Origin of the sequence: Arthrobacter sp. E44 (assembly GCF_041877125.1) — a bacterium.
In the GTDB taxonomy this organism is placed as follows: Bacteria; Actinomycetota; Actinomycetes; order Actinomycetales; family Micrococcaceae; genus Arthrobacter.
Window position 1 is genome coordinate 384,140 of sequence record NZ_JBHDJA010000001.1, and the last position, 13,132, is coordinate 397,271.

11 protein-coding genes are annotated in these 13,132 nt (G+C 68.1%); 7 read left to right on the forward strand and 4 right to left on the reverse strand.

The features are described from left to right. Positions 1-80 precede the first annotated feature (80 nt). Positions 81-1,406, forward strand: coding sequence for an MFS transporter (locus tag ACETK3_RS01715; protein WP_237428482.1), 1,326 nt, complete (start codon positions 81-83; stop codon positions 1,404-1,406). 57 nt (positions 1,407-1,463) lie between these two features. Here the strand turns inward: ACETK3_RS01715 and ACETK3_RS01720 are convergent, their stop codons facing one another. Then, positions 1,464-2,198, reverse strand: a complete 735-nt coding sequence (locus ACETK3_RS01720; protein ID WP_236798729.1) for an IclR family transcriptional regulator — start codon at positions 2,196-2,198, stop codon at positions 1,464-1,466. 248 nt (positions 2,199-2,446) lie between these two features. Here ACETK3_RS01720 and ACETK3_RS01725 point away from each other — a divergent pair, with 248 nt between their 5' ends. Then, a complete protein-coding gene (locus tag ACETK3_RS01725; RefSeq protein ID WP_236819917.1) occupies positions 2,447-3,781 on the forward strand; it encodes an MFS transporter in 1,335 nt (444 codons plus the stop codon). Between the two features lie 69 nt (positions 3,782-3,850). Here the strand turns inward: ACETK3_RS01725 and ACETK3_RS01730 are convergent, their stop codons facing one another. From ACETK3_RS01730 to ACETK3_RS01740, 3 genes are all read right to left on the reverse strand, one after another. Further along, the gene (locus ACETK3_RS01730; protein ID WP_236798725.1) at positions 3,851-4,498 is read right to left on the reverse strand and encodes a phosphoribosyltransferase; all 648 of its coding nucleotides are present in this window, start codon (positions 4,496-4,498) and stop codon (positions 3,851-3,853) included. Positions 4,499-4,586: 88 nt separating this feature from the next. Then, entirely contained in the window at positions 4,587-5,414 is an 828-nt protein-coding gene (locus ACETK3_RS01735) for an alpha/beta fold hydrolase (protein WP_237428481.1), read from the reverse strand. A gap of 81 nt (positions 5,415-5,495) precedes the next feature. Then, positions 5,496-6,902, reverse strand: coding sequence for an amino acid permease (locus ACETK3_RS01740; protein ID WP_373462114.1), 1,407 nt, complete (start codon positions 6,900-6,902; stop codon positions 5,496-5,498). Between the two features lie 326 nt (positions 6,903-7,228). On the opposite strand from ACETK3_RS01740, the gene ACETK3_RS01745 reads away from it, so the two are divergent. From ACETK3_RS01745 to ACETK3_RS01765, 5 genes are read left to right on the forward strand one after another with little or no spacing between them, the layout of a single operon-like run. After that, positions 7,229-7,939, forward strand: a complete 711-nt coding sequence (locus ACETK3_RS01745; protein ID WP_236798721.1) for an NUDIX domain-containing protein — start codon at positions 7,229-7,231, stop codon at positions 7,937-7,939. After that, positions 7,936-9,240 carry a quinolinate synthase NadA gene (gene nadA, locus ACETK3_RS01750; protein ID WP_373992400.1) on the forward strand — a complete coding sequence of 435 codons (1,305 nt, stop codon included), beginning with the start codon at positions 7,936-7,938 and terminating at the stop codon, positions 9,238-9,240. Before ACETK3_RS01745 ends, nadA begins: the two co-directional genes overlap by 4 nt. Beyond that, positions 9,240-11,030 carry an L-aspartate oxidase gene (locus ACETK3_RS01755; protein ID WP_373992401.1) on the forward strand — a complete coding sequence of 597 codons (1,791 nt, stop codon included), beginning with the start codon at positions 9,240-9,242 and terminating at the stop codon, positions 11,028-11,030. The genes nadA and ACETK3_RS01755 overlap by 1 nt, the downstream gene beginning before the upstream one ends. Further along, positions 11,023-11,940, forward strand: coding sequence for a carboxylating nicotinate-nucleotide diphosphorylase (gene nadC, locus ACETK3_RS01760; RefSeq protein ID WP_373992402.1), 918 nt, complete (start codon positions 11,023-11,025; stop codon positions 11,938-11,940). The genes ACETK3_RS01755 and nadC overlap by 8 nt, the downstream gene beginning before the upstream one ends. A 7-nt stretch (positions 11,941-11,947) precedes the next feature. Further along, entirely contained in the window at positions 11,948-13,114 is a 1,167-nt protein-coding gene (locus tag ACETK3_RS01765; RefSeq protein WP_373992403.1) for a cysteine desulfurase family protein, read from the forward strand. Positions 13,115-13,132: the final 18 nt, after the last annotated feature.

Sequence of the window (13,132 nt, forward strand, 5' to 3'; positions counted from 1 at the left end):
GGGCCGATATACTATAACGCGTTACCGGGTTGCGCGCATCGGGAGGAGGGACGGTGCGCACCGACTGAACGAGCCCGGAATTGACTACACAATCTACTCCTTCAAGCACCAGCGACACCCCTGCCCGCGTCACCGCCGCGAACCCGGCGGAAGGGAAAGCGCGCGGACGCTTTTCGCGCCTCCCGCAGCTGGCAGGCCGGAGCTTCATCCCCCTGGGACTCTTCGCCCGGCTTCCCCTGGCGATGCTCACCATGGGCACACTCACCCTCGTCACTTCCGTCAGCGGCTCCGTTGCCGCGGGCGGAACAGCCGCGGGCGCGGTGGGCATCGGCTCGGCGCTTGGCGCGCCGCTGCTGGGATCCTTGGCAGACACGAGGGGACAGCGTCCAGTCCTGTTGCTCGCAGCTGCGCTCAATACCCTGGCGGTACTGGCCCTGGTGCTCGCCGCCAATGCCTCTGCGGCAGCCGAAGGTTTTCCGCTTGCTGTGCTGGCAGTTGCCTTCGCAGCCGGCGCCACCAGTCCCCAGGTGGGCCCCCTGGCGCGGGTGCGGTGGATGTCCCTGACGGCCACCGCGGACGCTACGGCTCCGCGCCCCGATCCTGTCCGTGACCTGGATACGGCCCTCTCCTACGAAAGCACCGCGGACGAGGTGACGTTCGTCCTGGGACCGGCACTGGTGGGAATCCTGGCCAGCCTCGTTGCGCCCTGGCTTCCGCTGGCACTGGCCGCGGCCATGACCATCACGCTTGTACCGGCCTTCGCAGTCCATCCCACCCACCGCGCGGTTCCGGCCGCCCGCCGGTACCGCCGTGGGCAGCGTCATGCTGAAACGGGCCGGGGCGCAGCAAAGCTGCCGTGGGTGGTGGCCCTGCCCGTCTTTGCCATGGTGTGCATGGGGACCTTCTTTGGCTCTACCCAGACTGCCCTCAGCGCCTTCTCCGCTGGGCTCGCCGGCACCGAAATCGCGGGGCTGCTGTACGCCGTCATGGGGCTCAGCTCGGCTGCCGCGGCACTCTCGGTTGCCTATTGGCCGCGCCGCGCCGGGCTCGCGCTGCGCTGGGTGCTCTGTGCTGTCCTGATGGCGGGACTGGCCGTCCTGCTGCTGGTGCCGTCGTCGCTTTCCATGATGGCGGCGGTCCTGCTGCTTCTCGGGCTGCCCGTGGGCCCGGTGATGGTCACGGTCTTTGCCGTGGGCGGAAGGGTGGCTCCCGCCGGCATGCTGGGCACCGTCATGACCGCGCTGGCCAGCGGGATTGTCGCCGGAACCGCCCTTGGATCCTCTGTTGGCGGGCAGTTGGCGCAGCTGCACGGACACGGTGCCGCGTTCCTTGTCCCGGTCGGCGCCGCGCTGGCGCTGGCGCTGCTGGGTGCGGCAGCCGCCGTCGTGCTCCGCCGAAAGGCCTGACAGCACACCCGGCACGGCGCATCCCGGCCCGTCCGGCCGCTGGTTCGACCTGTTCTGCTACGCGAGCTGGCTCTCGATCCGTGCCGCGCTTTCGGCGATGGCCGCGCCCACGGCTTCCGGGTCCTGGGCGGAACGGATATAGACGACGGCGAGTGCGGCCGGACGTCCGCCGGGCACCCGGACCGGGGCTGCGAGTGAGGAGACCCCGGCAATGACCTCGTCGTGGCTGGCCGAGTAGCCCTTCCTCCGCGCTTCCACCGCCTCCGGCCGGTACGGGATCCCCGTGTCCAGCCGGTCCCACTCCGGCTCGGTAAGGGCCGATTGTATGGCAATACCGGGCGCCCCGGCGTTGATGGGGTGGCGCGTGCCGGGACGCTGGGCCACGCTGGCCCCCGAGTGCCTCGGTTCGACCGTAACGAGCGTGATGCAATCGTGGTGGTCCCACACCGCCACGAAAGCCGTCATGTCCAGCGAGTTTGCCAGCTGGGTGAGCTCCGGGAGGGCGGCGCTCTGAAGGTTGCGGGAGACGCCGCGGGCCAGGACCGCCAGGCCGGGTCCAGGCTGGACCCGGCCGGCGTCGTCGCGGACCAGGAGGGAATGGTCTTCGAGGGTGCGCAGGATCCGGTATGCCACCGAACGGTGGACGCCCATGGCCTCGGCCAGCTCGGCGATGGTCAGCGGTCCGGAGGCAGCTGCAAGGATTTCCAGCGCACGGATGCCGCGCGACAAAGTCTGGGAGGGCGAAGCCTGCGGCACCGCTCCGGCCTGTGCTGCGGCTGCTGGAGGAGTCATGTGTCCATCCTAGGTTGCGGGCCACCGGGTGACCCTTGTCTCACTTCGCGTGAAGCGGTATTGTCCTGTATACGAACTCGCAGTTCAAATATAGAACATCTATTTCGAGTGCGCATGCCTCGTTAAAATCCCCGGAGTTCGTGTTCCGCATCACAATCTCGTAGTACCCTACTAACTAACTGACCGTTCTGTCGGTAATTCTGAAGGCGTCCGGGTGGCATTGCTGCCCAATAAACAATGGAGTTTCAATGACCACACCTTCCAAGGTGGATACCCTCGCTGGTCCCAGCAGCCGGCGTGAGGAGCGCAAGGTCCTCGCCGGCACCCTGGTCGGCACCACTATCGAGTGGTACGACTTCTTCATCTTTGCCCAGCTGACCGCAACGCTGCTGTCACCGCTGTTCCTCGCACCCTTGAACGAATCAAACCCCGGCCTGGCCCAGATTCTCTCCTTCGCCCTCATCGGCATCAGCTTCCTGTTCCGCCCCCTCGGCGCCGTCATCGCAGGGCACCTGGGCGACCGCCTGGGCAGGAAGGCCATGCTGGTCTTCACCCTGGTAATGATGGGCGCGGCCACTGCCCTCATCGGCATGCTGCCCACCTATGCGCAGATCGGCGCCTGGGCTCCTGTGCTGCTGATCCTGCTGCGGGTCATCCAGGGCTTCTCCGCCGGCGGTGAATGGGGCGGTGCAGCCCTCATGGCCGTGGAGCACGCACCAATCAACCGTCGTGGCCTGTTTGGCGCCTACCCGCAGATTGGCGTGCCCGTGGGCATGATCCTGGCCACCGGCCTGCTGTTCTTCCTCAACACGGGCATGTCCAAGGAAGACTTCGCGGCCTGGGGTTGGCGGGTGCCGTTCCTGCTCTCCATCGTCCTGATCGTGGTTGGCTACCTGATCCGCCGGGCCGTCGCAGAGAGCCCGGTCTTCCAGGAAATGGCCCTGCGCAAGAAGGAGAGCAAGGCGCCCCTGGGCGAGCTGATCCGGAACCACAAGCTGCCGGTGCTGTACTCCACCCTGATCTTCATCGGCAACAACGCGGCAGGCTACCTGCTTATTGCGTTCTTCATCTCCTACGCCACCAAGACCCTGAAGATGCCCACCCCGCAGATCCTCCTGGCCACCACGCTGGCGTCCTTCGGTTGGCTGATCTTCACGCTGGTGGGCGGATGGCTGTCCGACCGCATTGGCCGCGTCAAGACCTTCCTGATCGGCTACGCCATCGTCTTCGCATGGATGATTCCGATGTTCGCCTTGATCGACACCAAGAACATCATGCTCTACGGCATCGCCCTGTTCGTCCTGACCGTGGGCCTGGGCCTTTCCTACGGACCCATGTCCGCCATGTACGCAGAGATGTTCCCCGCCAACGTGCGCTACTCCGGCATCTCCATCGGGTACGCCTTCGGCGCCATCCTGGGCGGAGCCTTCGCGGCCACCATCGCGGAATCGCTGCTGCAGGCCACCAGGTGGACCGGCTCGATCGGCATCTACATCATGATCCTCTGCGTCATCTCCGCCGTCGGCGTGGTGCTGGCCAAGGAAACCAAGGGCCGTCCGCTGGGGGTCAGCAGCCACCACTAGTCCCCGCCGTCCCCAACTGAAGCAGACCCGGACCCCTTTGGGTCCGGGCCTGCTTCGTATCCTGATCGGTCAGGTAGCCAGCAGCCTGACCGCGTCGGCGTCGCTCAGTTGCGGAAAGTGCCGGTAGTAGCTGCCCACGGCCCGGAACTTGCCGGGCAGGTGCAGGCAGATCACCGCGTCGCACACCCGCTCAAGCGATGCCTGTGCGTCAACCGAACCCACGGGGGCGGCAGCAACCACCGCAGCAGCACCGCCTTCCCGCAGGGCCTCGACGGCGGCGCGCATCGTAGCGCCAGTGGCCAGGCCGTCATCCACCAGGAGCACGGTCTTGCCCGCCACGTCCATGCCGGCTCTCGGGTACAGCTCCGCCCGGCGAAGCAGTTCGGCCCGCTCGCGGTCTTCCACGGCGTCCAGCGCTTCCTGGCGAACCCCGTGTTCAAGGACCCGCTCCAGCAGCGGCTTGTTGATCAGCCGGACCGTGCGGCCTCGAGCCAGGGCCAAGGCACCGTACGCGGTCTCCTCGTGCCCGGGGATCCCCAGCTTCCGCACCAGGACGGTGCCCTGGGGCAGGCGCAGCTCCGTTGCCGCGGCCGCCGCGACGGCAATGCCCCCGCGGGCCAGGCCCAGGACCACGGTGTCAGGGCGTTCCCGGAACTGGGCCAGGGCAGCGGCAAGGCGTTGTCCGGCCTCCGTACGGTCTTCGAAACGCGTCCCCATGTGTCCTTTCCGGCGCTCTGTCCCTCACCGCTGCGGCCTGCCGTCGGCGTACCGTTCCCAAGGCCGCCGTCGGCAGCCCGCGTGCCGCTTAGGCAGCCAGGAACGAAATCGCGGCCTGCTTGAAGGCCCGGCTGGTGATGGCGTTGGTGTGGTTCCGGCCCGGGAGGATCACTTGCTCAGCCGTCGCCCCTGCGCCGCGGGCCAGTTCGGCAAGCTTGGGCAACGTGGCAGCGCGTTCGTCCTTGTCTCCCGCAACCAGCAGCATCGGAACGCGGGGGACCGCTTCGGCCGGGTCATAGGGTTCGGCCTTGATGGCCTCCACGAGGGACAGGAGCGCGAAGACGTTGTTGCTGGGCAGCAGCAGCGCCATCTTGAGCAGCTGGGCGGTGGACTCGTCCTTGATTGGAGTGCCGTCGGCGAGGTAGTCCTGGGCGGCTACCAGGTCGAAGGCCGCCAGCGGATCAGAATCGTTGGGGCCGCCGAGCACCAGCCGGTGCACCAGTTCGGGCTGGGTTGCCGCGAACTCCCAGGCGAGCCGGGAACCCAGGGAATAGCCCACCACGTCCAGCCCGCTGGAAGGATCCCCGTCCTGCAAGGGGCGCGCGCCGGCGTCGAAGGCTGCCTGCAACAGGTCCGCGCGGATCCGGCTGGGGGAGTAGGAATCCATGTCCTCGGGGGCACCGCTGCGGCCGTGGCCCGGCAGGTCGACGGTGATCACGCGGCGTCCGGCGTCGAGCAGGGCAGAGACCCATCCCGTGTCCTCCCAGTTGAGCTTGGACGAGGAGGAAAAGCCGTGCAGCAGCAGGACCGGCCGGAGGCCTGCGTCAGCCGCGGGTTCATGGACCGCCACATACAATTGCGGGTCGGTGCCTTCGACGGTGTGCGCCTGCTGCTGGCCGCTGTGCCTGCCGGTCATGGTGTCAGTTCCCCAATCAGGTACGGCGCCTGGGCGGGCCCGGCGCATCGGTGCGTCTTTTGTGGAAAGGTAGGCACCACTCTACCTGTTGACGGCCTGCTTCCTGCCGGTCAGGCGGGCGCCTGCGGCGCAGGCCAGTGCGATGCCGGCGATCAGGGCGAAGGTGCTGAAGAGCTGCACGCGGCTGGCGTCAGCACTGAACCCGACGGCGAAGATGAGTCCCAGCAGCACCAGCCCCAGGATGGTCAGGCCGGGAAAGCCCTTCATCCGCAAGGGCAGCGGGGTCCCGTCCCGGTCCGCCCGCCGCCGGAGGACCAGCTGGGACACCAGGGCGCTGCCCCAGACCACCAGGCACGTCGATCCCACCAGCTGGAACAGTGCGGGCAGGATACGGTCCGGGAACAGGAGTTCCAGGACGGTGGCCACGAAGCCGAAGGCCACGGAGACCGCCACCGCGGGCACGGGCACGCCGGCACGGTTGAGCCGGGTCAGGACGCGGGGGGCCTCGCCCCGCTGGGACAGGGAGTAAACCATGCGGGAGGCGCCGTAAAGGTTCGCGTTCAGCGCCGAGAGAAGTGCGACGACGGCCACCAGGGTGATGGCGGTGGAGGCGCCAGGGATCCGGGCGGCATCCAGAACGCCGGCGAAGGGGGAAGCAAGGCTTTTGGAAGTGGCGGGAAGGACGGCGGCGATGACGAAGACGGAGCCGATGTAGAAGACCAGGATCCGCCACACCACCGTGCGGATGGCCTTGCCCACGCTGCGTTCCGGGTCCTCGGTCTCGGCTGCCGCCACCGAGACAATCTCCGTGCCGCCAAATGCGAAGATCACCACGAACAGGGCCGCAGCAACGCCGCCCAGGCCTTGCGGCGCGAAGTTGCCGGTGAGGTTTTGCGGGCCAGGGGAGTCGACGCCGGGGAGCAGGCCCAGGAGCAGCGCTGCACCGACTCCAAGGAACAGGACGATGGCGGCCACCTTGAGGATGGCGAACCAGAACTCGAACTCGCCAAAGTTCCGGACCCCGGCCAGGTTGATGGCGGTGAAGACCACCATGAACAGCAGCGCCAGGGCCCAGACCGGGACCACCGGCCAGACGGAGAACAGCAGCCCGGCTGCGCCCAGGGCCTCGGCTGCGATCACCACCACCAGCTGCAGCCACCACAGCCAGCCGATGGTGGCGCCTGCCGTGCGGCCCAGCGCGCGCTGCGCATAGACGGAGAAGGCTCCGCTGTTCGGATGTGCCGCCGCCATCTCGCCGAGGGCCCACATGACCAGGATGATCAGCGTTCCGGCCACCAGGTAGGAGATGAGGACTGCCGGCCCTGCCGCCTGGACACCCGCGCCCGACCCCAGGAACAACCCGGCCCCGATGGCACTGCCGAGCCCCATCATGGTCAGCTGGCGGGGCTTCATGCTGTGGACGGCCGAGGCCTTGGATGGGGGGCTGGACGTGGTGGTCGATGGCGTGTGGGCAGACTTCATCGTCATGGGCAGGTGCACCTTCTGGGGTGGTTGGGTCCGGGGGGAGGCCCGGGGGTCCTTTTGGGACCTATTGAATTTACCGCTTCTGAAAGGCTGCCCGGAAACCGGAGGGCGAAGTCCGCAGCTGGCTGCCCGCGCCCGTTGCAGCAGTCCAAGCGCAACCGGCACCTGATGTGAAGGCTCTATGCCCGGGGTGGCCTGGAAATGTGCGGGCAGAAACATTTCCCTTTCGGGACGCCCGGCCGTAGAATTAGTTTTGGTCAAGATGACCATAACTAGCGATGCCCACCCCCAAAGCGGGCAGTCGAGGATGACGGAAGGCGGTGGGACGGGTGTACTACAGCTCGGCTAATGTTTCCGAGCGGCAGGCCGCGCCGCCGTCGTTGGCCATCTCCACGGTGATCTTCGCCCTCCGGCCCAGCGCCACCTCCGGCCGTCCCACCCTGTGGCTTCCCCTGGTGCGCCGCATCCGGGAACCGTTCAAGGGGTTGTGGGCCCTCCCGGGAGGCCCGCTCAGCCACGACGAGTCACTCCAGGACGCCGCCGCCAGGAACCTGCGGGAAACCACTGGGCTTGCACCGAGCTACCTTGAGCAGCTGTACGCCTTCGGCGGCCTCCACCGTTCACCCACCCAGCGCGTGGTCTCCATCGTCTACTGGGCCCTGGTCCAGCCCACGGAAGCAGCGCTCGCGGACGAGTCCGAAAACGTGAAGTGGTTCCGCGCGGACCGCCTGGGCGAGCTGGCCTTCGACCACAACGCCATCGTGGACTACGCGCTCTGGCGCCTGCGCAACAAGCTGGCGTACGGCTCGGTGGCGTACCACCTGCTGGGGGAATACTTCACACTGGCCCAGGTCCGCGAAGTCTACGAAGCCGTCCTCGACCGCCAACTGGATCCCGCCAACTTCCGGCGGCAACTCAAAGCCACCCCGGAAATCGAAGAAACCGGGGAATACCTCCAGGGCGGCAAGCACCGCCCGCCACGCCTCTACCGCTTTACCGGCCGGCCAGGCCTTGACCCAGACAACAGGAGCACACCATGAGCAGCGTCAACACGGCAATCCAGCTGATCACGCGCGAACAGGCCGAAAAAGGCGCAGCCGCTGAACGCAGCACCTGCAGCCCGGCGCTGGCCAAGGGCCCGTGGGATTACGACCTGGCCGAGGCGCTCGCAGGGGTCCCGGCCTATGGCCCGGGTGCATCCAGCGCCGACCCGGCACCGGCCACCACACCGCGCCAGGGCCAGCTGCCGGAAGAGTACAAGCTGGCCAGCGACGCCGAGCTCGGGGAGCGCATCAAAGCTGCCAAGGCCGCCCTGGGAGACCGGGCGGTGATCCTGGGCCACTTCTACCAGCGGGATGAAGTCATCCAGTACGCGGACTTCGTGGGCGACTCCTTCCAGCTGGCCAACGCCGCGCTCACCCGCCCGGACGCGGAGGCGATCATCTTCTGCGGCGTCCACTTCATGGCTGAAACGGCAGACATTCTCTCCACACCGGAGCAGGCCGTGATCCTGCCCAACCTCGCCGCCGGCTGTTCCATGGCCGACATGGCGGACGCGGACTCGGTGGAGGAATGCTGGGAGCAGCTCGAAGACATCTTCGGGACAGAGCCCGACGCCGAAGGCCGGGTTCCGGTCATCCCCGTCACCTACATGAATTCCTCCGCAGCCCTCAAGGCGTTCTGCGGCGAACACGGCGGCATTGTCTGTACCTCCTCCAACGCGAAAACGGTGCTGGAGTGGGCCTTCCAGCGGGCCCAGCGCGTGCTGTTCTTCCCGGACCAGCACCTTGGACGCAATACCGCCAAGGCCATGGGTGTGCCGCTGGAGCAGATGCCCATGTGGAACCCGCGCAAGGACCTGGGCGGCAACGACGAACAGGCGCTGTTGGACTCCCGGGTGATCCTCTGGCACGGGTTCTGCTCCGTGCACAAGCGCTTCAGCGTGGCGCAGATCCAGAAGGCCCGGGCGGAGTTCCCCGGCGTCCAGGTCATCGTCCACCCCGAGTGCCCCATGGAGGTGGTGGACGCAGCGGATTCCTCGGGTTCCACGGACTTCATCAAGAAGGCCATCGCCGCCGCCACTGAGCCCACCACGTTCGCCATCGGCACCGAGATCAACATGGTGAACCGGCTTGCCGCCGAGTACCCGCAGCACACCATTTTCTGCCTGGACCCGGTGATCTGCCCATGCTCCACCATGTACCGCATCCACCCCGGCTACCTGGCCTGGGTGCTGGAGGAACTGGTGGCCGGCCGCGTGGTCAACCGCATCACAGTTGACGACGAGGTACAGGCCAACGCCAGGATTGCGCTCGAACGCATGCTCGCGGCGAGGCCCTGATGGCAAGCCGCCTCGCTGTCATCGGAAGCGGCATCGCCGGCCTGTACGCAGCGCTCCTCGCCGCCGATGCCGGCGCTGACGTGGTGCTCCTGACCAAAGGCGCGCTGGACCAGAGCAACACCTGGTACGCGCAGGGAGGCATTTCCGCTGTACTGGCCACGCCCGCGCCCGGGGACACCGTGGCTGCGCACATCGCGGACACGCTCCGTGCCGGTGCCGGGCACTGCAACGAAGCCGCCGTCCGGCTGATGTGCACGGAAGCACGCCGCGATATCGAGGGCGTCCAGCGCTACGGGGTCGCCTTCGATGCAGGGCAGGCGGGGGCAACGCAGGCTGAAGCAACGTACGACGGCGGCCCGGCCCTTGGGCTCGAAGCGGCCCACAGTGCCCCGCGCATCCTGCATGCAGGGGGAGACGCCACGGGTGCGCGGGTCGCCGGCGCGCTGATCCAGGCAGTGCTGTCCCGGCGGGACGAAGGAAAGCTCACCCTCCTCGCGCATGCCCGCGCCACCTCCCTCGTCACCCACCGCGGAAGGGTGACCGGACTGGAGTACCTGAAGGACGGCCGGACCAGCAGGCTGGACGCGGACGCCGTCCTGCTCGCCACCGGGGGAGCGGGCCAGCTGTTCGCCCAAACCACCAACCCCGCCGTGGCCACCGCCGACGGACTGGCGCTCGCCGTCCGCGCCGGGGCAGCCACCGCAGACCTGGAATTCTTCCAGTTCCACCCCACCTGCCTGGTCAGCTCCGCCACCGCCCTCCCTGACCGGTTGGACGGCCCGCTGCTCATCTCCGAAGCGGTGCGCGGCGAAGGCGCCATCCTGCGTGACTCCGGCGGCCGCCGCTTCATGCAGGCCTACCACCCCGATGCCGAGCTGGCGCCCCGCGATGTCGTCTCCCGCAGCATCGCCCTCCACCTGGCCAAGCTCGGCGACCCCACAGGCCACGTCTACCTCGACGCCCGCGTCATCGAGCAGGCCAGGGGGGAAGGCTTCCTGCAGCAGCGGTTCCCCACCCTCACCCGCAAGACCCTCAACGCCGGCATCGACTGGACCCGCGAACTGGTCCCCGTCGCCCCCGCCGCCCACTACTGGATGGGCGGGGTACGCACCGACCTCTCCGCCCGCACCACCGTTCCCGGCCTCTACGCCGCCGGGGAAGTTGCCTGCACGGGCGTGCAAGGGGCAAACCGGCTGGCCAGCAACTCCCTCCTTGAGGGACTCGTCTTCGGCCGCCGCGCTGTAGAAGACTTCCTCTGTGGTGACCGGGGCTGGGATGCGCGCCGCGTCAGCGATGCTCCGCGTGCTGGCTCGGCCGCGGGCGGCCTCCCCTTGACGCACGCTTCCGCACCCCTGCCGCGAAACGCAAGTGCCTACGTCACCGTCCCGGCTGTGTTAGAAGGCGCGGCGGACCGCTCAGGTGCGTCAGCCGGGAGTCGGCTGTTCAGCTCCGGTGGGGGAGAGGAGTCCGGGGAGCCGTTCTCGCGCGATGCACTTCGGCGCCTTATGACCTCGCACGCCGGGGTGCTGCGCTCCGGGGAATTGTTGGCTGAGGCCGGCCGCACGCTTGACCGGTGGGCTGGCGTCGTCCGTCCGCTCTCCTCTGCTGACCCCTCCCCTGTTGACCCTGGGGTTCTTGAGGACCGAAACCTTTTGCTGGCTGCGCGGCTGCTTGTGGCCGCTGCCCTCAACCGCCGTGAATCCCTGGGGGCGCACTACCGCGATGACGGCCCCGACCAGACAGAACCTTCCTACCCACCGCGCCTGAAAGCGAGCCTGCTCCATGACTGAATCCGCCGTGATCGACCTCGCTCCCGCCGCGCGTCCGGCACTGGACCTCACGCTCCCCTCGGCCCCCGTCCGGGAGATCCTCGAACGGGCCTTCGCCGAGGATGCGCCAGGCGGCGACATCACCTCGCAGTTGCTCATACCGACGCATGCCCGTGCCATCGCCGTCCTCAACGCCCGCGTCCCCGGTGTCCTTAGTGGCGCCACCGTGTTCCGCGACGCCATGCAGCTGGTGGACCCCGACACCCGGGTGGAGCTCCTGGTGGCGGACGGAGAAAGGTTCGACGCCGGCACGCATCTCGCGCGGGTCAGCGGCGCCGCGCGCTCGGTGCTGATGGCAGAACGGGTGGCGCTGAACCTGGTCCAGCGGATGTCCGCCATCGCCACGAAGACTGCAGAATTCGTGCGGCTCACCGAGGGCACAAGGGCCCGCATCACCGACACCCGGAAAACTACCCCCGGCCTGCGCATCCTGGAACGCTTCGCGGTCAGGTGCGGCGGCGGAGCAAACCACCGCTACAGCCTCTCCGACGCCGTCCTGGCCAAGGACAACCACCTCGCTGTGATGACCGGGGGAGACCCTGCAAAGCTCACGGAGCTTCTGCTGGCGGCCAAGGCGCAGCTGGGCCACACCACGCACTTTGAGGTGGAAGTGGACCGCATGGACCAGATCGAACCCGTGCTGGCCGCGGGAGTGGACACCATCATGCTGGACAACTTTTCGGTGCCGGAGCTGAAGGACGGCGTTGCGCTCGTGGCCGGACGTGCCCGCGTGGAAGCCAGCGGCAACGTCAACCTGAACACGGTTGCCGCCATTGCCGCGGCAGGCGTGGATGTCATCTCCGTGGGCGCGCTCACCCACACTGTGGCCGCCCTCGATCTGGGCCTTGACGTTGAATTGACCGCTGGGTGAGGCTGCCGTGATTTTCCTTGACGCCGCCGCCACCACCCCCGTCCGCCGGGAAGTGCTGGACGCCATGTGGCCCCACCTCACCGGCGGGTTCGGGAACCCGTCCAGCCACCACACCCTCGGTGAGTCGGCCGCCGCGGCGCTTGCGGGGGCGCGGTCAACCGTGGCGGGGGTCCTTGGCTGCCGGCAGGGCGAGGTGGTGTTTACCTCCGGCGGTACCGAGGCGGACAACCTGGCCGTCAAGGGAATCGCCCTGGCCCGGCAGGCGAAAAACCCGCAGCTGGACCGGGTGGTGATCAGCGCCGTCGAGCATCCTGCCGTGGAGGAATCCGCGCGGTACCTGGAACGCTTCCACGGCTTTACCGTGGACGTGGTGCCGGTGGACGCCGCCGGCTGGGTCACGCCGGAGGCCTTGGCAGCCGTGTTGCGTCCGGAAACCGCCTTGGTGAGCATCATGTACGCCAACAACGAGGTGGGAACCGTCCAGCCCATCCCCGCGCTAAAGGAACTCGCCCATGTCCGGGGCATCCCGTTCCATACCGACGCCGTCCAGGCCGCCGGCTGGCTGCCGCTGGACACCAGATTCCTGGGCGTGGACGCCATGAGCATCTCCGGGCACAAACTCGGCGCACCGAAAGGCTGCGGCGCACTGTTCGTCCGAAGCCGCACCCGGCTGGAACCGGTCATCCACGGCGGCGGCCAGGAGCGGGGCCGCCGTTCCGGCACCGCAAATGTGGCAGGGGCGGTGGGGCTGGCTACTGCCCTCACTCTTGCCCAGGACCGCCAAGCGGAGCAGCAGGCACGGGTGGAAGCACTGCGTGACGGGTTCATCGGCGCCGTGCTGGCAGGAGTGCCCGACGCCGTCCTCACCGGCCACCCCTCGGAACGCCTCCCGTCGGTGGCCTCGTTCTGCTTTCCCGGAACCAGCGGTGAGTCGGTTCTCCTGGAACTGGAACGGCGCGGCGTGGTCTGCTCCAGCGGCTCGGCCTGCGCTGCCGGGTCCGATGCGCCGTCGCCCGTACTCACCGCCATGGGGATTTCCGCCGAGGTGGCCCAGACCGCTGTCCGATTCAGTTTCGATGCTTCAGTGACGCAGGAGGACCTGGACGCTGCAGCGGTTGCCGTCCAGGCGGCAGTCGGCAGCGTCAAGACCCTGGGCACGGGCCAGCGCTCCTGACCGTCCCGGCCTCCGGGT